The organism is Flavobacterium sp. 123 (genome assembly GCF_003634825.1).
Taxonomy (GTDB): Bacteria; Bacteroidota; Bacteroidia; order Flavobacteriales; family Flavobacteriaceae; genus Flavobacterium.
Map to the genome: position 1 here is coordinate 740,603 of NZ_RBXD01000001.1, position 22,817 is coordinate 763,419.

Consider the following 22,817-nt stretch of genomic DNA (forward strand, 5'->3'; position numbering starts at 1 on the left):
GTACAACACTATTGATTTGCATCACAAAACTAATTCACATAAAAAAACCCGTGATGGTTTGTCACGGGTTCATTCCATAAATTAATAAACTATTCAATTTTGAACGAATAAAACACAATCTTATTATTACTATAATTTAATTAATTCTATTTTTAAAATATCAGACTAGTCTTCAGAGGCTATTGCTGTATTGTCTTTAGCAACTTCTAGAACAACAGCAACACCTTTATCATTAAGCATGGTCATATTTAATGTGTCTAATGATGCTAAGTTTTTTGATACTAATCCGCTGAACATATTATATGAAATGTTCATTTCTTTTAAATTTCTCAATTTTTCAATCTCTAAAGGAACTTGACCTTCTAAATTATTATCAAACAAACTAAGGTTTTCTAATGATTTAAAATTAACAACTCCGTGTGCTAACTTTCCAGAAAGTTTATTACTGCTTAATAATAATGTTTTTAGTGTATCAATTTCATATAATGAACTTGGTATTTGTCCCACTAATTCATTGTTATATAATGACAATGTTTGTAATTGTTTTAAATTTCCAATAGAAGATGGTAACTCCCCAGAAATCATATTCATATACAATTCTAAACTTTCTAATTTTACCATTTCACAAATAGAAGCTGGAATTGAACCTGATATTTGATTAAATGAAATATCTAATTTTTTTAGTTCTTTTAAATCCCCAATAGCTTCCGGAATTATTCCTGTTATATGGTTTTTGTGTAAATTTAATTCTTGTAAATTAACTAGATTACAAATTTCCTTTGGCAATGCTCCTATTAAATTATTATCCGCTAAATTTAGAGCAACTACTTTATCATTTTGTAATACAACACCAGGCCAAGTAGCAACAGGAGATGCCAAATCCCATTTTACTTTCCATTGGTTTCCGTTTGTAGCTTTATATAATTTTACAAGAGCGGTCTTTTCGACTTGAGATACTTCTGCCAACATTGAAACTGAAAATAAAACTGTAAAAAATATGGGGGATAGCTTTTTCATAATACAAATTATTAAATTCAACGGAACTAAATTAGTTATTTTATCGTTAATCAGCAAATAACATCGATAAAATACCTAAAATTGTTATTTTTTGAAATTTTAATCTTACAAAATTTAATAATTTTAATAAAAAATAATTTCATAAATTTGAATTACAAACCTTTAAACACTAATTTTATGGAAATCAACTTTTTAGCTCTATTTGCAGCGGCTTTGTCCACATTAATCGTGGGATTCATCTGGTACAACCCAAAAGTCTTTGGAACCATTTGGATGAAAGAATCTGGAACGACCGAAGAAAAAATGAAAGGATCAAATATGGCATTGATATTTGCAACCTCATTTATTTATGCTTTCTTCATCAGTTTTGTACTTCGATTTCTAACCATACACCAAACTGGTGCTTTAGGAATGGTTGGTGGTGACGCATCAAAAGCTTTACCTTCTTACGCAGCATTCCTCGCAGATTATGGAACTGCTTATAGAACCTTCAAACATGGTGCGCTACATGGTTTTCTGACTGGATTATTCTTAGTCCTACCTATATTAGGAACCAATGCCATGTATGAAAAAAGGAGTTTTAAATACACTTTAGTAACAAGTGGCTTCTGGATTGTCAGCTTAATGGTTATGGGAGGTATTATTTGTGCTTGGGAATAAATACATTAAACTAAATCTCGCCATAAACCTAGCGAGATTTAGTTTAAATTTTATCAATGTTTTTAGCTAAGCTAATATCTTTATCCGTAACCGAATTTTGCGCATCATGTGTATTTAACCTAATCCTAAGCTTATTATACACATTAACAAATTCTGGATGATGGTTTGCTTTTTCTGCTAACAAACCAACTTGAACCATAAATCCTAAAGCTTGAGAAAAATTTGCAAACAGAAAGTTTTTCTCAATTGCATTATCAATATAGTGCCAATCTTTAAGATCTTCTAATTGACTTTGTATCGTCTTGTTGTCATATCTTTCCATAATCTATATTTTTAATTTCGTTAAAGTTAGTCAATTTCAATTCAAACAAGAAAATTTTAAATTTATTAGCTATTTTTGGCAAAATATCCAACTCTGATTTGAGCAATTCCTATTCTTATTCCATCTTTACTAGCACAAAAAGACTTCCTGAGAATTGGAATGATTTGGCTATTTCAAATATATTCTTATCCAAAGAATACCTTCAAATCATAGAAAAATCAGCACCTGAAAATATGATTTGTCATTTTATTGGGATTTTCCATGATACGGAATTAATTGGCATTGCTTTATGTCAATTTTTAGATTTGAATAAATTACAATCTTTTGGAGAACGGGATAAATGCATAAAAACGATGGTTAGAAATTTTATTTTCAGAAATTTTTCTTCCCATATTTTGATTCTTGGAAATAATATGCTGACGGGACAAAATGCTTTTGCTATTTCTGAAAAAGCAGAACCAACTAAAATTATACAGGCTTTAAACAAAGCTACTGAAGAATTAAAGAATCATTTTAAATCTATTGGTAAAAAAATCCATCTTACCACAATCAAAGATTTTTCGACTGAAGAAATTGTTATTTTTGATATTCCAGAATTTAAAGATTATTTAAAATTTTCGACCCAACCCAATATGACTTTTTCCATACGAGAAAACTGGAAAAGAGAACAGGATTACATTGATGCCTTGTCAAAAAAATATCGAGATCAATACAAACGCACCCGAAAAAAAGCATTCGGTATTGAAAAAAGAAAAATGCATCTTGATGAAATTATAGCTAACGAAGCTTTAATTTATGATTTATATTTTCATGTGGCCGAAAATGCTTCATTCAACACATTCTTTTTAGCTAAGAATCACTTTAGGATTTTTAAAGAAAAACTAAAAGATAAATTTCTTTTTTATGGTTATTTCCTGGACGAAAAACTAATAGGATTCAATACATTAATAAAAAACGGAACTGTTTTAGACACTTACTTTTTAGGATATGATGACAGTGTACAACGAGAGAAAATGTTGTACTTAAACATGCTTTATGACATGGTCGCGTACTCCATCAATAAAGGATTCAAAGAAATTGTTTTGGCACGAACTGCTCTTGAAATAAAAAGTTCTGTTGGAGCTGAGCCAATAAAAATGTATGGTTTAATGCAGCACAGTAACTTTTTTATCAATAAAAAACTTGGTTATTTTTTTAAATATTTAGAGCCAGAAACCATTTGGAAAGAAAGAAATCCTTTTAAGTAAAATTAGTTTCCTTTAAGGAACTGCTATTTTCATTTGCTTAGGAAAAATTTCAATTTCTAGTTTGGTTTGTTCTCCGCAATATTCGCCATCAATTTGAAAACTCACAGGGAAATTTGTAGTAATAGTAGCTTTATCTGTCGAAATGATTTCAATATCTTCTTTGTTAATGGGGATATTCCCGGTAATTATTTTTATAAAAACTACTAAATCTAAATTTTTCAAAATCACCAATTCAAACTTTCCATCATTATTGATTCCTTCAGGATTAATAACTACTCCTGTTCCATATTTTTTAGAATTCGCAATAACTATCATTCTAGCAATACAAACCCATTCTTTACCATTTGCATTTATGGTTGCCACAAAAGGCCCTTCAAAATCTATTAATGTATGGATCGTTTGTAATGCGTATCCCCACATCCCACGCACATCACTGCTTTCGTAATTTTTGATGAGGGCAGCATTTAAACCTAAATCGCTTAAATGCATGCTTTTCTTTCCATTAATAGCAACCAAATCCATTTCAACCCCATCGTTATGAAATGCAATATCGAGATTTTCCTCTACCGTTTTTATTAAATCCAACTCTTTTGCCAAACCATTTGCAGAGCCTGCTGGCAAAATACCTAGAACAACATCTTGATTTTCGATTGCTTCGGATACTATTTTTATTGTCCCATCACCTCCTACTATTATAATTCGGTCTGGTTTATAAATCTCATAGTGGTTTTTTATTTGAATTACATCATCAATTCCTGAAGTTGTATAGCGTATCAAATTGAGATTTTCTTTTGCTGCATAACGATTTGCCGCATCAATAAACTTTGTTTTATCAATGGCACCAGAAACTGGATTAACAATCATTAATACGTTCTTTTTCAAAGTTTTACTTCTTTTATTGATTAAAAACAATTAACTTAGAACTCCTATCAAAAGTACTACAAAAAATGAAGCCTATTTTAAAATTATACCGCGGATATGCAAATGAGCAGGAATTAATAGTGATGGGCCATGTTTTTAAACCTACAAAAAAGAAAGACTATGACTTTCAAGAAAAAAATTTAAAAAATGCCCGTTCTGTTATCAATATGTTCCGAATCAAAACACAGACTAATGCGGATGTATATTTAAAACATGGCGAAATCAAAATTCATACTAAAACATTAAAAGATGGGTATTTTAAATTTTGCGTTCCTTTAGATCAAAATGAAATATATGGTTGGATTCCGTATGAAGTCAGCATTGTTTACAAAGGAGAAACAATTAGTGCAAAAGAAAACTACATTCGTCCTCATAAAGGAAACCTTGGTGTTATATCAGATATTGATGATACGTTCATGATTTCATATACGCTAAATCCATTTAAAAAATTCTATAATATTCTGTTTCGTAGTGTGGCTTCTCGAAAAGTATTCAAAGATGTAGTGCCACATTATCAAGCTTTGAGTTTAGCAGGAAGAGAAAATAAAGAGGAATTTAATGCTTTTTTTTACGTTTCAAGTAGCGAGTGGAATTTATATCGTTTGATGGAGAAATTCACAGAAATTCATAAATTACCCAAAGCCGTTTTTTTATTAAAAGACATCAAAATTAGTCTGACGGATTTTTTTACTAAAAGAAGTAGCCACAACCATAAGTTTGAAAAAATCAAACATATTTTAGAATTTTATCCAAATTTACAATATGTATTATTGGGTGACGATTCCCAACACGACCCGTATCTCTATGAAGCTATTTGCAAAATTTTTCCCGTTACCGTAAAAGCTGTTTATATCAGACAATCGAACAAATATGAAAAAAAACAAGTTACAGCTATTATGAAAAATCTTCAAAGTTTGGGAGTCTCAACATGTTATTTTAGACACAGTAGTGAAGCTATAAAACATTCAAAAAAGATTGGAATAATTTCATAAAAAAAGAGCTCCAAATTGGAGCTCTTTTTTTATAAATTATCTATTTCTTCTTGAACAATTTCCCAATCTAATAAGAGTTTATCCAATTCTGCTTTCTTTTTATTGTAAGCCATAAAAAAAGATGCATCTTCAATATGTTTATCATAATTAGACGCTAGCATTTTATCATCATGCTGAATATCTTTTTCTAATTGCTTAATCTGGCTCTCCACTTTACTTAATCTGTTTTGTAGCGCTTTCCCTTTCTTCTGGTCTTCGTAGGAAGCTTTATTACTTTCTTTTGGAGCAGCTGCTTTAGAAGCATCTTTTTTCTCCACTTCACGCATATTTTCAAGATTGCGTTGTTCTAAGAAATAATTGATATCCCCTAAATATTCTTTTATCTTTTGGTCTTTAAACTCATAAACTAAATTAGACATCCCTTGCAAGAAATCTCTATCGTGAGAAACTAACAATAATGTCCCACTAAATTTTTGCAAAGCAGCTTTCAAAACATTTTTAGATTTAATATCCAAGTGATTGGTCGGTTCATCCATCAACAAGACATTGATAGGCTGCAATAACAATTTACATAATGCCAATCTGTTTCTTTCTCCTCCCGAAAGTACTTTCACCTTTTTTTCAACATCATCACCACGAAATAAGAAAGAACCCAACATATCACGAACTTTCATTCGGTTCGTATCCGCTGCTGCATCCTCCATAGTTTGAAGCAAGGTAATTTCTCCATCAAGGTATTCTGCTTGATTTTGTGCAAAATAACCCAATTGTACATTATGACCTAATTTTATATTTCCTTGGTATTCAAATTCATCAACTATTGCTTTGATAAAAGTAGATTTACCTTGTCCGTTTTGTCCTACAAAAGCAATTTTACTTCCTCTTTCTACCAAAAGATTAATATCCTTCAAAATGGTTTTATCACCATAACTTTTGGTTACATTTTCAGCCTCAATTACTACCCTACCAGGCTCTTTAGAAACTGGAAAAGATATATTCATCACTGAATTATCATCTTCATCTACCTCAATACGTTCTACTTTATCTAATTTCTTGATTAAAGATTGAGCCATAGAAGCTTTTGATGCTTTTGCTCGGAACTTTTCAATCAACTTCTCTGTTTCTTCTATTTTTTTAGCTTGATTTTTTTGAGTAGCCAATTGCTTTTCACGAATTTCATGACGCAATTCTAAATATTGAGAATATGGTTTATTAAAATCATACGCTTTCCCTAAAGAAATCTCAATAGTTCGGTTGGTCACATTATCCAAAAACATTTTATCGTGCGAAACAATCACCACAACACCTGGGAAATTACGTAAAAAACTCTCTAACCAAATGATACTCTCAATGTCCAAGTGATTCGTAGGCTCATCCAGTAACAAAATATCATTGGATTGTAATAACAACTTAGCTAATTCAATACGCATTCTCCAACCTCCAGAAAATGTTTCTGTTTGATTATCAAAAACCTCTCTTTTAAAACCTAAACCAAGAAGAATTTTTTCGGTATCACCAACATAATTGTATCCTCCCAAAAGTTCAAATCGATGGGTATAATCCGACAAATCTTCTATAATCTGGCTATATTCCTCACTTTCATAATCCGTTCTGGTAACTAATTGATGATTGATTTCTTCAAGCTTTTTTTCTACAATTTTAATTTCTGTAAAAGCTTCGTAGGCTTCCTCAAGAACGGTACGCCCTTGTTCAAAATCAATATCTTGTCGTAGAAACCCCATTCGGATTTCTTTTTCTTGAGCGATACTGCCTGAGTCTGGAGCAAAATCTTTTGCTAAAATTTTAAGCATGGTGGATTTTCCTGCGCCATTTTTACCTACAAGACCAACACGGTCTCCTGCACCTAAACGAAAAGTAACTTCTTCAAATAAATAAGAGCCTCCGAACGAAACGGATAAATTGTGTATATTAAGCATAGTTTGTGACTAATGTTACATTGGTACTGTTCAAAAATTGTACCTTTGTTAAAAATTTTTGCAAATGTTAAAAAAAGGATCCAAACTAAATAGTATTTTAACAGGAAGTTGTCCTAAATGTCAGAATGAGAGTATGTATTTGGACAAAAACCCACTACATCTATCTAAAGTTTTAAAAATGAATGACAATTGTAGTCATTGTGGTTTAAAATATCAAATCGAACCATCATTCTTTTATGGTGCTATGTATGTCAGTTATGGACTAAATGTGGCAGTAGGAATTGCGGCATTTATAATTTCATATGTGATTTTTAAATCAAATTTAAAAGTTGCTTTTGCTGCAATTATTGGAGCATTAATTATTTTATTCCCTTTGGTTTTAAGGCTTTCTAGAAATATATATATAAATATGTTTGTTTCTTATGACCCTGAAGCAGCAAATAACAAAAAATAGTTTTACTTCTTTCCTTTAGACAAAAATCTGTCAATGTTGATATCTTTGTCTAAAGGAATTTGATGTTCTATCGAATCATACAAAACTTTAGCCATTGCAGGCCCGAGCATAACCCCACGTGTCCCTAATCCGTTAAGAATGTGTACTGATGGATGTTTTGGATGCGTTCCTATTAAAGGTCTCCTGTCTTTTACAGTAGGTCTAACTCCTGCAAAATGAGAGATAATTTCAAAATCACAACTTAAAATTTCTTTGATACGCGCTACTAATTCGGCTTTACCTTCCTCAGTAGGTAAATCTGTTTTATCTTTCCAATTATAGGTAGCACCCACTTTATACAAATCGTTTCCAATAGGCAAAATAAACACACTTGTATTTACAATTACATCTAAATCTAAATCTGGTGCTTTTATAATAAAAAGCTCTCCTTTTGTCCCATCTAAAGGCAAAGTATTAAAATACGGATTTGAATGCACTCCAAATCCTTCTGCAAATAGGATGTGTTTAGCTTCAATATCCTTATAAATAATGGTATCTTTTTGTAATCTTAATTCATCATAATCGAAGGATTCTTCTCGAAATAAATTATTGTTGATCAGAAAATCTTTATATGTTTTCAATAACAAAGCGGTGTCTACATAACCCGTTTGAAGTACTTCACCATAGCCAAAAGGAGCGTCAATCCCCTCATACTTTTTATAAATTAAATCCGTAGATAAAAAAGGACTTAAAGCGGCTTTATCAGAAGCAGCAAACCAATTATTCTGTTCTTCAATTGAAAAAAACTTTCTAAGAATTGGTTTCTTAAAATCAAAATCAACCTTAATTTTTTGTTTTAAGCTATCATAAAATTCATTCATTAAAACCAATTGTGCTTGTGCTTGCCAAACTTCGCTGAATCGTTTTAAAATAACAGGATTATACAAACCTCCCGCTATCTTAGAGGAGTTTTGAGAATCATTATCTAATACAAAAATAGTTTTATTGTTTTTCAAAGCTACTTCAGAAAATGAAATACCTGCTAATCCCGCACCTACAATTAAGTAATCAATCATTTATATATACATTTTAATACTGCAAAGTTCGTACATAAAACAAAAAAACTCTTACCTTTTGAGTAAGAGTTTTTAATTTTTGGGAATAAATTAATAATTCCACATATCTTGTTCGAAGTTGCGAATTTTTTCTTTCACTCTTTCTGATTCTAACAATTGATTTTGAGCATTGTCTTTCATGTATTCATCAATAGCCCTATCACCATATACATTTTCTTCTTTGTAAATAACACTATTAAATCGTCGCGAATTTAATATTTGGTCAAAAGAAATTGGCATAGCTGAATTTTTATCATTGAATGCTTTTGCCTCATGTAAAACGTCTCTAGCAGCAGGGAAGAAAACCCAGAATAATTCGATATAATCTTTCTCATCACTATTCATAGTGTATACATCAGGAGTTACTGGACAAATTCCAAGCAAACGATATTTCAATTCGCTTTGACGTTTGTCAAAATACCAATACCCTTTAATTTTATATTGAGATACATCTTCTGCTGTCAAATCTTGTTGTACAATATACTCAGGTGAAATACTGCTTCCAGCATTAATTTGCTCCCTTCCTGCATCTGTAGTATCAATTCGAGTTAAAGATGCTTGAATATCTTTCAATGATTTTTTAGTATTAAAATAACTATCTGTATATACTTCCGTTAGTTTGCCGTTTTTCATTGCTTTTGTCAAAACATCGTATAATGAGCGTCTGTCTGAACCAATATTAGCGGTATCAATAGGAAAATACAAAGCGAAATTAATTTTTTCATTTAAATCAATAATTTCCCAAGTAGTTTTACCCATCAAAATATCTCTATCATCAACATAACCATAAGCCAATGGCTTATCATTATCAGATACAAGTTGTGCTGCAGATTTAAGTCCTATTTGGCTCGGAGTCTTAGCATTTAGCAAATTAGATTGTGCAAAAGATGCAAAACTCACACTTACAGTGACAATGGCTATTAAAAAATTTCTTGCGTTCATCATGGTATCATTATAAGATATTGAGTACGTTTTTATTTAAACTTACTAATTATTGTATTTCATAAATTACTGGAGCCGTTCTTGGTAGTAAATAACTACCCGCACCAACAAGTTTTGTTTTAATTTCAGAAATAGTAACTTGATCACCTCTCCCAGCTTTTGAAAGGGCTGATTTACATTGTGCATTTAATTTATTTCCAGAAACTACAACTGTAGGTTGTCCTGTAACTTTAAGATTAAACCCAACAACATCCAAACCAACTTCAAAATCAAAATCAACTAATTTTGCACCAATTGTAGAAATCTCTAAACTTGATTTTGGTCCTTTTACAACACCCATTTCTCCTCTAATTGTTCCTGTTGGACCTGGAATACCTTTGATTCTAAAAGTCTTTTTGTCTGAAACTTTAGATCCATCTGAAAGTGTTCCTGTTACGTTGATAACTGCTTCAGTACCTGCTCCGGGTCTCATCGTGTATTTATCGCCACCTGCAGGACTTAATCCTGGTCCTGATGCAGAAACTTTATCCGCTGATATCCCTGCGAATGAAATTGTCATTGGGTTTACAACCCCTCTATAAACAACATTCATTTTATCTGCTGAAATTGTAGCCGACTTAGGTCGTGCAACAACAACATATTTATCTTTAATTGGTAAGCTTACTACTTTACCATTTTCATCAAAATTGAAAGAACCTCCTATAGCGTGTTCTCCAATATTACCCGCTCCAAAAGAGAATTTAGCTTGACCTGCTTGTGCTTGCACACTAGATCCATTAACTACAACAGATTTTGCTTTTAATGAAGGGTCAAATTTACCTAATATGATTTTTCCTGTTACTGCTTCTCCTTGAAAGAAAACAGATTTATCAAGAACAACAATTGGTTGATACGCTGTCAAAGAAGCTGCAGCAATCAAATCAGATTGAAACATTCCTGCCATTACATCACTCTCTGTTGTTTTAATATCAGCCTGTAATTGTGTTAACTTTGTAACGGTTGCAATTAACGGGAATCCTTTATAATTATAGTCAATCCAAGATAATGTTGCGCCAGCTTTCTCAGAAAATACTGGAGCTGTTGCAAATCTATTTTCGATTTTTTTCAATTCAGATTCTGCAATTGAACTACCTCCAATTTGTTTAATTAAAGCTGGGTAATTTTTGATTTTATCCAAAAATTCTTGTCCTTGTTTAGAAACTCTATCTCCTGTAAAAAACATTCTGTCTACCAAGTCACCTTTGTCCATTTGCTCATAAAGGTAATTTCCTTGAGCATCTTTATCAGTTTTCTTAGTAAATTCAGTTTTTAAATTTTCTAAATAGTCGCTAAATTCTTTAGAAACCGCTCTAATTTTCTCAACTTTTATTTTTTTGTCACCATATTGTCCCGGTTGATCTTGCGCTTTTTGAGCTAATTGTTGAAATGAAGCATCATTTCTAGTATCAGTCAAGATATTTGACTCAACAATTTTATTATTTAAAATTCCAAAAGCAGACAATACTTCTTTGGACATATTTAATGCTAACATCGCAATGAAAACCAGATACATTAGGTTAATCATCTTCTGTCTAGGGGTTAATTTTCCTCCTGCCATAGTTTCTAATAATTAGTTTTCGTTATTAATATATAGTTTAAAACTAAAAATTATCCTTTGTTACCCATCGCAGAAAGCATACCTCCGTAAACATTGTTTAACGAAGCAATATTTGCTGTCATAGATTGCATTTGTTCTTTTAATTTACTTGCATTTTCAGCAATTTCTTTATTTGCTTCAGCATTTCTTGAAGCGCTTTCTAATTGTACTTTGTACAAACTGTTCAATGATTCCATTTGCGCAGCAGCCAAAGACAACTCTTCGCTATATCTTTTAGTAGAAGCTAATGAATCAACCGTAGGAGCAATTCCTTTAGCAGCAGATTCGAAATTTTTGATACTATTTCCTAAGCTAGCCATTAATTCTCCATCAATTTTTGCGTCTTTCAACATTGCATCTAATTTTTGAGAAAGCAATCCTTGAGCATCCGAAGGAGTTTCTGTTTTTTTAGTTTTGGCTTTAGCCTCACCATTAGCAAGTTCTGGATAAACTAATGTCCAGTCTAAATCATTCTCTACTGGTTCAAAAGCAGAAAGAGCAAAAATACCTGCCTCAACAACAAGACCTATAGTTAACATTAAATTACCTGTTATGAATCCGAATTCAAGATGCGTAATCTTAAATAATGCACCAATAATAACTACTGCCGCTCCCATACCGTAGGCGAAATTCATTGCTTTTTTACTTAATACTGCCATAATATTTTTTTTTATGTTTATTTAATTGATTTGGTTCGTTTATTTTCTCTTTTTAGAAGTAGAAGATGATTTCCCTGTTGTTTTAGTTCCCATATAATCTTGTACTGTTCTAAAACCAATATAACTTCTCGCAGAATCTGCATATTCGTGATCACGAGTTGAAACTTGTAACATGTAAGCCACATCTTTCCAGGAACCGCCACGAACAACTTTTCGTTTATTATTGTAATCCTGAACATTTGGATTCATAGTTGAAACGTATTCATATGAATTTGGGTCATAAGATGAATCCGTCCATTCTGAAACATTTCCTGCCATGTTATAAAGATTATATCCGTTTGGTTCATATGATTTTGCTTCAACAGTATATAATGCATCATCAGCAGCATAATCTCCTCTATTAGGTTTGAAATTAGCTAAGAAACATCCTCTATCACTTTTTGTGTAAGGACCTCCCCAAGGATAAGTTGCTGATTCAAGACCTCCTCTAGCAGAATATTCCCACTCTGCTTCAGTTGGTAATCTGAAAGCGTTAACTAAATCACGACCTTTCTTTTTAGATTTGATATACGTATTTTTATTCAATGTTCTCCATGCACAAAAAGCTTTGGCTTGAGTCCATTTCACACCAACCACTGGATAATCTCCATATGCTTTGTGCCAGAAATAATCGTTATGCATTGGTTCATTATAGGAATACGCATAATCTTTAATCCAAACTGTTGTATCAGGATAAACATTAACTTCTTCTGTACGGATGAAATCTTTTCTTTTTCCAACTTTTGCTTTAGCCGCTGCTTGAATATCCATCCAAGAGTAACGGAATTTCAATTTATTTACATCTATAGTTCTAAGACCATTGTATGATTCTTCAATAGGCAAATACATAGAATCCATAACCTCTGCATAATATGCATCTGGATAAAGTTTAGTATCCTTGATTAATTTTACCTTTCTATTTAACTTTCTTCCAGCATAAGGATCATCATCAGTTCCTATACTGTAATAGTTATCATACATGTATTTATCATAAGCAGTCATTTTTTCAGGATCTGAATCATTAAAAGCAAAGTCACCAATACTTCCTGTATTTTTTCCTTTACCATTAGTTGCTCCAGGTTTTTGACCACTTTCTTCAGCTAGTATTGCTAAACGAACTCTCATCGTAGAATCTTTTACCCATTCTACAAAAGAACGATACTCACTATTCGTGATTTCTGTCTCATCCATATAAAAAGAACGAACCGTAACCGTCTTAGTTGGCGCATCTTCAATATCTGCTAAATCATCATCTGGCTTACCCATGATAAAAGAACCTCCTGGAACTAAAGTCATTCCATAAGGTTTTTCAGGATGCCATTTTCCTCCTTTAACACCTACTAACTCTCCCTTATCGCTTGATTTACCACAGCTACTTAATAGTGTTAAAATTGCCGTAAATGCAATGAACTTCTTCATAAAAAATTGGGTTATGTATTCATTATTCTTAAAGTCTGTAAACCTATTTATTATTTATTAATAAAACAATATTATTATTACGAAATAATCCACATCTCAAAAATAAGACTAAATAGTGTATAAAAAAAACATATTATCGACTAAATACTAAAAAAACCGATAAAATACACTTTTTAACAAATTTTGTAATATTAAACGTATAAAATCATGATGTTCTGTAAAAAACCGTGATTTAGAACTTATTATTCAACACAAAGATAATTATAAAACATTCTTTCGCAACGCTTTCCACCATCTTTCAGGTAATTCTTGATTACATGCCGATAAATATTCTTCATAGGAACATGGTAATAACGTATTTCTTTTTAGTTTATTATTTCCATTTGAAATAAATGGTATTTCTATCCACCAGCGATCTGTTTTATCACTTTTATAAAATATTAATTCTTCTTCGTCTAGTGGAACGATGTATTTCAAATAGTTTTCTTTACTACCAAAAGGATACTCATTTGAACGGTAATGAAACCCTTCGATAAAATACCAAATTATCTGTACAATAAGAACCGCCTCTTGGGCTGAATTATTATGATTAAAAATACCTAATGAAGATACTTTATCGCTAATTCCTGCATATCGTGACAAAGAACATATTTCTTTTCCATTAAAACCATTTGGGGTAAAAGGCATTAAATTACCAGAATCTGATGATTTAACTGCATTCAAATCAATACTTACTAAATCGGCATCTCTGAAAACAGGCTCTGAAATTGATATATTATTCGAAATTTCACCTAATCTATAGCCATCAAAAAACAATTTTTCAATCAAATCAATTTCTTCCTGAGAATTGAAATACGTTTGATATCCAATGTTGCAATAATTAAACAGATTATTAGGTTCATCAATAATGATTTTGGTCAAATACGACGAAGCAGAAACCGCATCACTTTCTTTCCCAAAATCAAATTTACTATCTATAGAAACTAAATTTACCATTTGCTCTAACTCATCATACGCTCTATAAAGAGCATAAGTAAGATCTTGAGAACCGCCAATAACAATAGGAATTATTTTTTTCTTAATTAAACTAGCTATTACTTTTTTAAGAGCGAAATAGGTGTCTTCAGTTGAATTTCCTGCTAAAATATCTCCTAAATCCGCAATAGATGCATCCCAATTCCCAGGAAACAATCCATATAATTCTTTTCTAATAAGAGTTAAATCAACATCTGAAATGGCATATTTATCACCTCGATTTTCCAAAACACCAATTATAGCGATGTTAATTTTATTCAGATCCGGAAATTGTTCTTCGGTATGCAAAACAATTTTACTCCCCAATTGCTGAGAAGACAATCCATTTATAAAACTCAAGACCTCATGGTCTATGGGAGCCAGAAAATCGAATTCCATTTTTTATTTCTTTTTTCCTCTCCCCGACCCTCTTCAATGAGAGGGAGGTACGAATGGAATTGTTTATACTTATTTTTTCTTAACAGCTGCTTTTTTAGCTGCTGGTTTTTTTGTTGCTGTTGCTTTCTTTGCTGCTGCCTTTTTTGCTGGTGTTTTCTTAGCAATCATTTCTTGAACTTCTTCCAACGTCAATTTTGTAGCATCAACATCTTTACTCAATTCAATTTTAATTTTACCTTTGGTAATCACAGAACGTCCCCAACGTGCTTTTTCAACTAAAATCCCTTCAGATTCCCAATTATGTAAAACCTTATCAATATTTTTTTGCAATTTATCTTCAATCAAATCTTGAACATCTTGTTGAGATAAATTATCAAAATTATATTTTTTAGAAACATTTATAAATATACCATTCCATTTGATAAATGGACCAAAACGACCTGTTCCTTTTTGAACACCTTCTCCTTTATATATTGCTATAGGAGCATCTGCAAGTGCTTTTTCATCAATTAGTTCTTTTGCTCTTTCCATAGAAACATCCAAGGGATCTTCTCCTCTTGGCAATGAAATAAAAACAGCTCCATGACGAACGTAAGGACCATATCGACCATTACTAACCTCAACTTCTTCTCCTTTATATTCACCAAGATTTTTCGGCAATAAAAACAAATTCAAAGCTTCTTCCAATGTTATATTTCCAATGTTTTGTTCGTTTCTTAAACTAGCAAACTTTTTCTCTTCATCATCTGGTTCTCCAATTTGCGCCATAGGGCCAAACTTCCCTAAACGAACAGAAACGGGCTTACCTGTAGCTGGATCAGTTCCTAAAATTCGTTCTCCACTTTCTCTATCAGCATTTGCTTCAACATCTTTTACATTTGGATGAAATTTATCATAGAATTCCTGCATCATTTTTGCCCATTCGATATTCCCTTCGGCAATTTCATCAAAATCTTGTTCCACTTTAGCAGTGAAATTATAATCTAAAATGTTACCAAAATTCTTCACTAAGAAATCCGTTACAATAGTTCCAATATCCGTTGGTACTAATTTTCCTTTATCAGATCCTGTATTTTCTTTCAGCAATTTTTCACCTACTTTACCAGATTGCAAAGTCAATTGAGTGTAATTACGCTCTTGTCCGTCAAGATTTCCTTTCTCAACATAATTTCTATTGATAATTGTAGAAATCGTTGGCGCATAAGTTGATGGACGACCAATTCCTAATTCTTCTAGTTTTTTCACCAAAGAAGCCTCGGTGTATCGAGCAGCTGGTCTAGAATATCTTTCAGTAGCAGTAATATAATTGTTTTGCAATTTTTCGTTGACTTTCATAGCAGGCAACATTCCTTCTTGTTCTTCTTCGTCGTCATCATGTCCTTCAAGATAAACTTTTAGAAAGCCCTCAAAAAGTAATACTTCACCTGAAGCAGTAAAAATTTCTTTATGATTATTCGCTTCAATTTTTACGTTAGTACGTTCTAATTGTGCGTCACTCATCTGAGAAGCCAAGGTTCTTTTCCAGATCAAATCATACAAACGTGCTTGATCTCTATCAATATTCACCGTATGACGTGACATATCTGTAGGACGAATTGCCTCGTGTGCTTCCTGCGCTCCTTTGCTTTTATTAGTAAACGTTCTAGGTTTAGAAAATTCCTTTCCGTATGATTTAATAATTTCAGCTTCAGCGGCTTCCATCGCTTCTTTAGAAAGATTCACACTATCTGTTCTCATATAAGTAATAAGTCCAGCTTCGTACAAACGTTGTGCTAATTGCATGGTAATACCAACTGGCAAATACAATTTTCTAGCTGCTTCTTGCTGCAAAGTTGAAGTTGTAAAAGGTCCGGTTGGAGATTTTTTGGTAGGTTTAGTTTCTAAATCTGCTACCTTATATGTAGAACCAATATTTTTATTTAAAAAATCTTCGGCTTCTTTTTTAGTATTGAAATTTTTAGGCAATTTAGCCTTGAATGTTTTTCCAGCTTCGTTAGTAAATTCTGCCACAACAGAATAACTAGCAATTGCATTGAAATTTTGAATTTCACGTTCACGTTCTACAATCAAACGAACAGAAACCGATTGCACACGACCAGCAGAAAGTCCTCCTTTAATTTTTCTCCAAAGCACAGGCGACAATTCATATCCTACAAGTCTATCTAAAACACGACGCGCTTGTTGTGCATTAACTAAATTATAATCTATTTCACGAGGATTATCAATAGCTTTAAGAATGGCTGTTTTCGTAATTTCATGAAAAACAATTCGCTTGGTTTTCTTTTTATCCAATTTCAATTCTTCGGCTAAGTGCCAAGAAATAGCTTCTCCCTCACGATCCTCATCACTTGCTAACCAGACTGTTTCGGCATTTTTAGCTAAAGTCTTTAGTTTTGACACCAATGCTTTCTTGTCGGCTGAAACTTCGTATTTAGGTTTAAACCCGTTTTCTACATCTACACCAATTTCTTTGGAAGGCAAATCTGCAATATGCCCGTAACTTGACTCCACTTGGTAATCACTTCCTAGAAATTTTTCGATTGTTTTCGCCTTTGCAGGTGACTCCACTATAACTAAATTCTTTGCCATTGCTCTATTTTTCTGGGACAAAAGTATCTATTTTTTTTAAATATATAGGATTCTGAAATTATTTTAAAACTAATTTAATTCGGTAAACAAAGAAAAATTAGTCAAAAACAAGTCTTTTTCAATCCAAAAAGCATCAGAATTTATCTCCTTTGAATCACAGTATTTATAAATTATTAGAATCCCAAAGCTAAAAAACTACTCCTTATCAACTACATTCAAAAAAGAAAAAGAAAAACATAAAACAATGTTAATTCTTAGTCTGACATCTTGTCATATTTATTGTATTTACTTTATCTTTGCGCTTTGAAAACATAGGATGGAAAAGATTATTGAAGAAAGTAAACAAGGTGAAAGTCTTGTTTTAGAAAACAAACCGGAGAATACAAAGAAACTCTTTATAGAAAGCTATGGCTGTGCGATGAACTTTTCGGACAGCGAAATAGTAGCTTCCATTTTGTCTGAAAACGGATTTAACACAACTCAGAAATTAGAAGAAGCAGATTTAGTTTTGGTCAACACATGCTCTATTCGAGACAAAGCAGAACAAACGATTCGCAAGCGTTTAGAGAAATACAATGCTGTAAAACGCATTAATCCAAAAATGAAAGTCGGCGTTTTAGGCTGTATGGCGGAACGTTTAAAAAGTCAATTCTTAGAAGAAGAAAAAATAGTAGATCTAGTTGTAGGTCCAGATGCTTATAAAGATTTGCCCAATTTACTTAGCGAAGTTGAAGAAGGACGGGATGCTATTAATGTGATTTTGTCAAAAGATGAAACCTATGGAGACATCTCACCAGTTCGATTAATGAGCAACGGAATTACCGCTTTAGTTTCTATCACACGTGGTTGTGATAATATGTGCACGTTTTGCGTAGTTCCTTTTACCCGAGGTCGTGAACGCAGTCGTGAGCCACAAAGTATTAGGAACGAAATTCAAGATTTATGGAATAAAGGTTTTAAAGAAATTACACTTTTAGGACAAAATGTTGACAGTTATTTATGGTATGGTGGCGGATTGAAAAAAGATTTTGAGAACGCAACTGAAATGCAAAAAGCAACCGCAGTCGATTTTGATCAATTATTAGAAATGGTAGCCGTTGGTTTTCCTAAAATGCGTATTCGCTTTTCGACTTCAAATCCACAAGATATGCATGAAAGTGTTTTGCATGTTATTGCTAAACATCCAAATATTTGCAAACACATTCATTTACCTGTTCAATCCGGAAGTGATAGAATATTGAAAGAAATGAATCGTTTGCATACGCGCAAAGAATACATGACTTTGATTGATAAAATTAGAACTATTATCCCAAACAGCTCTATTTCGCAAGATATGATTTCAGGTTTTCCAACAGAAACAGAAGAAGATCATCAAGATACTTTGAGTTTAATGGAGTATGTAAAATATAATTTTGGGTATATGTATTCTTATTCTGAACGTCCAGGAACATTGGCTGGAAGAAAAATGGAAGATGATGTTCCTGAAGAAACAAAAGCCAGAAGATTACAAGAAATTGTAGACTTGCAACAAAAACATGCTTGGTTGCGTTCAGAAGAATTCATTGGTCAAACCGTAGAAGTTTTAGTAGAGAAAGTTTCGAAAAAATCAAAAGAAGAATTTTCAGGAAGAAATTCACAAAGTATTACGGTAGTTTTTCCAAAAGAGAATTATAAAATAGGAGATTTTGTAAATGTAAAAATAGAAAGCTGTACCAGCGGAACCTTGAAAGGAAAAGCAGTTGGATTAAGTGAAATGAATTAAATAAAATCAACAATGTCAAAAAAACACATACTAATTGGATTAATTGCTTTTATAGTGGGATTTGGCGTCACCTTTTATATTATCAGAACTTATTTTCCCAAACATAAAATTGAAAAAACCACTACTTTAAAAGGAACAGAAACAAAACCGCAAGAGTAGTTTTAAAATAAGAGACGTTTAAGCCTAGAAATTATGGATACAGTTCAATCAATAAAACAACGATTTGAGATTATTGGAAATGACCCAAAACTCAATCGCGCAATAGAGAAAGCCATTCAGGTTGCACCTACTGATATTTCTGTTTTAGTCATTGGAGAAAGTGGGGTTGGAAAAGAAAGTATTCCGAAAATAATCCATTCTCTTTCGCATAGAAAACATGGAAAATACATTGCCGTGAACTGCGGAGCTATTCCTGAAGGAACAATTGACAGTGAACTTTTTGGACACGAAAAAGGTGCTTTTACAGGCGCGACAAGTACTCGTGAAGGATATTTTGAAGTAGCAGATGGTGGTACTATTTTTTTAGACGAAGTGGGTGAATTACCCCTAACTACTCAAGTAAGATTGCTTCGTGTACTTGAAAACGGAGAATTTATAAAAGTAGGTTCTTCTCAAGTACAAAAAACAAATGTTAGAATTGTAGCAGCAACCAATGTGAACTTGTTTAATGCTATCGAAAAAGGGAAATTTAGGGAAGATTTATATTATCGTTTGAGTACCGTGGACATTGCCTTACCTCCATTACGCGAACGCAAAGATGATATTCATTTATTATTTAGAAAATTCGCCTCTGATTTTGCTCATAAATATAAAATGCCTCCATTAAAACTAGATGAGAGTGCCGTACAATTGCTACAAAAATTCAGATGGAGCGGTAATATTCGTCAGTTAAGAAACGTAGCTGAGCAGCTTTCTGTTTTAGAAACCAATCGTGATATTACAGCAGCAACTTTACAATCGTATCTACCAACAGAGGGAACTAATTTACCTTCGGTGATTAAAGATAAAAAAAGCGATAGTGATTTCAATACCGAAAGAGAAATTCTGTACAAAGTGCTTTTTGATATGAAAAGTGACCTACACGATTTGAAAAAGCTAACTTTAGAATTGATGCAAAATGGAAGTTCAAAAGTACAGGAGACAAATCAAAACTTGATTAAAAAAATATACGGTTCTAAAGAAAGTGATAGCGAAATTGATTTTGAAGAAGAACCAAGAGCTACTTTAATTACCTCACAAAACAATCAAGATCACTATCAGGAACAAGAGGACAATTTTCTAGTTGCCGAAACGGTAGAAGAGGAAGAAGAAACCTTGCGCTTAGAACAAAAAGAAATAGAAATGATCAAAAAATCATTGGAAAAAAATAAAGGAAAACGAAAAGCAGCGGCTGATGAATTGGGAATTTCTGAAAGAACTTTATATCGAAAAATAAAACAATTTGATCTTTAAATAATTCTCGATTAATTTTGAATATCTTTGAAATTTAAATTTATAATGAAAAACATAAAGTATATTTTTATTTTGTTAATCTTCGTGACTTTCAATAGTTGCTCGGTTTACAACTTTACAGGAACAGGAAAAATTGACGCCAAAACTTTTCAGGTTAATTTTTTTCAAAATAATGCCGAGCTAATTGAGCCAGGAATTGACAGGACATTTACTTTAAAACTTCAAGATTTAATTCAAAATCAAACTAATTTAAATTTAGTAAAAAACGGTGGAGACTTAACTTATGAAGGGGAAATCGTAGATTACCGTATAAGTCCAATGACTGCTACAGCAGATCAACAAGCATCACAAAACCGTTTAAAAATAAGAGTAAATGTTCGCTTTACCAATAAGAATAAAGAAACAGATAATTTTGAGAAAACATTTGAGTTTTATGATGATTATCCTGCAAATCAACAATTAGTAGGCTCGCAACTTAGTAAATCACTTGACATCATTTTTGAACGTATTACGCAAGACATCTTCAATGAATCTCTTGCTAAATGGTAAATGAACAACCTTTATGAATGTAACAGATTATACTTATTTAATTAACAAACCAGATGCTATTAATGAAAAGCAAACGGAAGCTTTAGGAAATGTATTGGCCGAGTACCCTTATTTTCAAAGTGCCCGTGCTTTGCGTTTAAAAGGGCTGTACAACCAAAATAGTTTTAAGTACAATTATGCATTAAAAGTTACCGCAGCCCATACAACCGATAGAACTGTATTATTTGATTTTATTACTTCAGATACTTTTACAGCAATTCAAAAAGGATATTACGACAAAAAAGTACTTGAACTTCTTGACATTAAAGTAATTGACAGTGAACTAATTGTCTCTGAAGAAAAAACAGAACCTAAAGGCGCTCTTGAAACATCTATTCTGACTTCCATCAAAGAAGCTTCGGTATCTGAAATCTCAGATAACACTAAATTAGCAGAAGAAAAATTAGACATTGGAAAACCTTTGGATTTTTCTAAAAACGAAAAACACTCGTTTCAGGAATGGTTACAATTATCTCGAACACAACCTATTGTAAGAGAGTCCGATCAAAAACCTCCTGTAGAGTTAGTTCCAATAGACGAAAACAAAAAGAAAAAATCGGAATTGATTGATAAGTTTATTGAGACAAATCCGAAAATTTCACCAATTAAGCACAATACAACATCTCATGCTACTTTTGACCTGAATAAAGACGATAATTCATCGTTAATGACAGAAACATTAGCCAGAGTGTATTTAGAGCAAAAAAAATATCAAAAAGCAATTCAAGCTTATGAAATATTAATTTTGAAATATCCAGAAAAAAGTAGTTTCTTTGCAGACCATATTTCAGATATTAAAATTTTACAACAAAATCATAATAATTAAACAATGAGCACATTTTCAATTTTTTTAGTTTTAATCACAATAGTTTGTTTTCTATTGGTAGTAGTAATAATGGTTCAAAACCCTAAAGGTGGTGGATTATCTTCATCTATTGGAGGTTCTCAAATGCTAGGTGGAGTTCAAAAAACTACTGACTTTTTAGATAAAAGTACTTGGACATTAGCAACTATACTTATTGCTCTTATATTACTTTCTAGTTTAAGTTTCACAGGTTCATTAAGCGATACTGATTCAAAAATTATTGAAAAAACAGAAAGCGCAGCTCCTAGCACAACTGCTCCAGTAGCTCCTGCTCAAAACACACCTGCCGCAACTACTCCAGCAAAATAATTTATCCTTATATAGAATGATGCCAGCCTGTCAAAGCTGGCATTTTTTTTAAGAAAAATTGTCAGTTCAAGTAGGCTGGCATAATTTCTGAAATTGCATTTGCAATCATTTAAAAATATTAAAAAAATATAAAATCATGGCTTTAAACATTAAACCTCTTTCAGATCGCGTTCTTATAGAACCAGTAGCTGCTGAAACAAAAACTGCTTCAGGAATTTTTATTCCAGATACAGCAAAAGAAAAACCACAAAAAGGAACTGTTGTCGCTGTTGGAAATGGCACAAAAGACCACACAATGACTGTAAAAATTGGAGATACTGTTCTTTACGGAAAATATGCTGGTACAGAATTAAAACTAGAAGGAAAAGATTATTTGATTATGAGAGAAGACGATATTTTAGCAATCATCTAAAATCCCCTCACAACCTCCCCGAAGGGAAGTAGATTAGATTAACAAACAAAATATTTAATAATATTTCATCTTGGCTCCCTCTCCTTTG

General features: G+C 32.2%; 22 protein-coding genes. 11 read left to right on the forward strand and 11 right to left on the reverse strand.

Annotated features, from left to right (window positions below):
• Positions 1–165: 165 nt before the first annotated feature.
• A complete protein-coding gene (locus C8C88_RS03380) occupies positions 166–1,017 on the reverse strand; it encodes a leucine-rich repeat domain-containing protein (protein WP_121336772.1) in 852 nt (283 codons plus the stop codon).
• A 177-nt stretch (positions 1,018–1,194) separates the two neighbouring features.
• Here C8C88_RS03380 and C8C88_RS03385 point away from each other — a divergent pair, with 177 nt between their 5' ends.
• Positions 1,195–1,677 carry a DUF1761 domain-containing protein gene (locus C8C88_RS03385; protein ID WP_121336773.1) on the forward strand — a complete coding sequence of 161 codons (483 nt, stop codon included), beginning with the start codon at positions 1,195–1,197 and terminating at the stop codon, positions 1,675–1,677.
• A gap of 43 nt (positions 1,678–1,720) precedes the next feature.
• Here C8C88_RS03385 and C8C88_RS03390 read toward each other — a convergent pair whose 3' ends face one another.
• On the reverse strand, positions 1,721–1,999 hold the full coding sequence (locus tag C8C88_RS03390; RefSeq protein ID WP_121336774.1) for a 4a-hydroxytetrahydrobiopterin dehydratase: 279 nt from the start codon (positions 1,997–1,999) through the stop codon (positions 1,721–1,723).
• A gap of 98 nt (positions 2,000–2,097) precedes the next feature.
• Here C8C88_RS03390 and C8C88_RS03395 point away from each other — a divergent pair, with 98 nt between their 5' ends.
• Positions 2,098–3,246 (forward strand): 8-amino-7-oxononanoate synthase, encoded by a 1,149-nt coding sequence (locus tag C8C88_RS03395; RefSeq protein WP_121336775.1) that lies wholly within the window; start codon positions 2,098–2,100, stop codon positions 3,244–3,246.
• A gap of 12 nt (positions 3,247–3,258) precedes the next feature.
• Here the strand turns inward: C8C88_RS03395 and C8C88_RS03400 are convergent, their stop codons facing one another.
• Positions 3,259–4,128: a diacylglycerol kinase family protein gene (locus C8C88_RS03400; RefSeq protein WP_121338548.1), complete on the reverse strand. Its 870-nt coding sequence runs from the start codon at positions 4,126–4,128 to the stop codon at positions 3,259–3,261.
• Positions 4,129–4,193: 65 nt separating this feature from the next.
• Between C8C88_RS03400 and C8C88_RS03405 the strand changes: the two genes are divergently transcribed.
• A complete protein-coding gene (locus C8C88_RS03405) occupies positions 4,194–5,159 on the forward strand; it encodes an App1 family protein (RefSeq protein WP_121336776.1) in 966 nt (321 codons plus the stop codon).
• A 29-nt stretch (positions 5,160–5,188) separates the two neighbouring features.
• Here C8C88_RS03405 and C8C88_RS03410 read toward each other — a convergent pair whose 3' ends face one another.
• Positions 5,189–7,096: an ABC-F family ATP-binding cassette domain-containing protein gene (locus C8C88_RS03410; protein ID WP_121336777.1), complete on the reverse strand. Its 1,908-nt coding sequence runs from the start codon at positions 7,094–7,096 to the stop codon at positions 5,189–5,191.
• A gap of 64 nt (positions 7,097–7,160) precedes the next feature.
• Between C8C88_RS03410 and C8C88_RS03415 the strand changes: the two genes are divergently transcribed.
• A complete protein-coding gene (locus C8C88_RS03415; RefSeq protein ID WP_121336778.1) occupies positions 7,161–7,550 on the forward strand; it encodes a DUF983 domain-containing protein in 390 nt (129 codons plus the stop codon).
• A 2-nt stretch (positions 7,551–7,552) separates the two neighbouring features.
• On the opposite strand, the gene C8C88_RS03420 is transcribed toward C8C88_RS03415, so the two are convergent.
• The 7 genes from C8C88_RS03420 to topA all read right to left on the reverse strand — a co-directional run bounded on the left by C8C88_RS03420 (position 7,553) and on the right by topA (position 17,341).
• A complete protein-coding gene (locus C8C88_RS03420) occupies positions 7,553–8,605 on the reverse strand; it encodes an FAD-binding oxidoreductase (RefSeq protein WP_121336779.1) in 1,053 nt (350 codons plus the stop codon).
• A 90-nt stretch (positions 8,606–8,695) separates the two neighbouring features.
• The gene (gldN, locus tag C8C88_RS03425; RefSeq protein WP_121338549.1) at positions 8,696–9,586 is read right to left on the reverse strand and encodes a gliding motility protein GldN; all 891 of its coding nucleotides are present in this window, start codon (positions 9,584–9,586) and stop codon (positions 8,696–8,698) included.
• 49 nt (positions 9,587–9,635) lie between these two features.
• A complete protein-coding gene (gene gldM / locus C8C88_RS03430) occupies positions 9,636–11,183 on the reverse strand; it encodes a gliding motility protein GldM (RefSeq protein ID WP_121336780.1) in 1,548 nt (515 codons plus the stop codon).
• A gap of 50 nt (positions 11,184–11,233) precedes the next feature.
• A complete protein-coding gene (gene gldL / locus C8C88_RS03435; RefSeq protein ID WP_121336781.1) occupies positions 11,234–11,881 on the reverse strand; it encodes a gliding motility protein GldL in 648 nt (215 codons plus the stop codon).
• 39 nt (positions 11,882–11,920) lie between these two features.
• Positions 11,921–13,339, reverse strand: a complete 1,419-nt coding sequence (gldK, locus tag C8C88_RS03440; protein ID WP_121336782.1) for a gliding motility lipoprotein GldK — start codon at positions 13,337–13,339, stop codon at positions 11,921–11,923.
• Between the two features lie 261 nt (positions 13,340–13,600).
• Entirely contained in the window at positions 13,601–14,752 is a 1,152-nt protein-coding gene (locus tag C8C88_RS03445; RefSeq protein ID WP_121336783.1) for a formimidoylglutamase, read from the reverse strand.
• A gap of 69 nt (positions 14,753–14,821) precedes the next feature.
• Positions 14,822–17,341 carry a type I DNA topoisomerase gene (gene topA / locus C8C88_RS03450; RefSeq protein ID WP_121336784.1) on the reverse strand — a complete coding sequence of 840 codons (2,520 nt, stop codon included), beginning with the start codon at positions 17,339–17,341 and terminating at the stop codon, positions 14,822–14,824.
• A gap of 316 nt (positions 17,342–17,657) precedes the next feature.
• On the opposite strand from topA, the gene miaB reads away from it, so the two are divergent.
• The 7 genes from miaB (at position 17,658) to groES (ending at position 22,729) form a co-directional block, all read left to right on the forward strand.
• On the forward strand, positions 17,658–19,103 hold the full coding sequence (gene miaB, locus C8C88_RS03455) for a tRNA (N6-isopentenyl adenosine(37)-C2)-methylthiotransferase MiaB (RefSeq protein ID WP_121336785.1): 1,446 nt from the start codon (positions 17,658–17,660) through the stop codon (positions 19,101–19,103).
• A gap of 12 nt (positions 19,104–19,115) precedes the next feature.
• Positions 19,116–19,262, forward strand: a complete 147-nt coding sequence (locus tag C8C88_RS12870) for a hypothetical protein (RefSeq protein WP_158588981.1) — start codon at positions 19,116–19,118, stop codon at positions 19,260–19,262.
• A 33-nt stretch (positions 19,263–19,295) separates the two neighbouring features.
• Positions 19,296–20,555: a sigma-54-dependent Fis family transcriptional regulator gene (locus C8C88_RS03460; protein ID WP_121336786.1), complete on the forward strand. Its 1,260-nt coding sequence runs from the start codon at positions 19,296–19,298 to the stop codon at positions 20,553–20,555.
• Positions 20,556–20,600: 45 nt separating this feature from the next.
• Positions 20,601–21,104, forward strand: a complete 504-nt coding sequence (locus tag C8C88_RS03465; RefSeq protein WP_121336787.1) for an LptE family protein — start codon at positions 20,601–20,603, stop codon at positions 21,102–21,104.
• A 13-nt stretch (positions 21,105–21,117) separates the two neighbouring features.
• Entirely contained in the window at positions 21,118–21,969 is an 852-nt protein-coding gene (locus tag C8C88_RS03470) for a tetratricopeptide repeat protein (RefSeq protein WP_121336788.1), read from the forward strand.
• A 3-nt stretch (positions 21,970–21,972) separates the two neighbouring features.
• Positions 21,973–22,317 carry a preprotein translocase subunit SecG gene (gene secG / locus C8C88_RS03475; RefSeq protein WP_121336789.1) on the forward strand — a complete coding sequence of 115 codons (345 nt, stop codon included), beginning with the start codon at positions 21,973–21,975 and terminating at the stop codon, positions 22,315–22,317.
• A 136-nt stretch (positions 22,318–22,453) separates the two neighbouring features.
• Positions 22,454–22,729, forward strand: a complete 276-nt coding sequence (gene groES / locus C8C88_RS03480; protein ID WP_121336790.1) for a co-chaperone GroES — start codon at positions 22,454–22,456, stop codon at positions 22,727–22,729.
• The last annotated feature ends 88 nt before the right edge of the window (positions 22,730–22,817 follow it).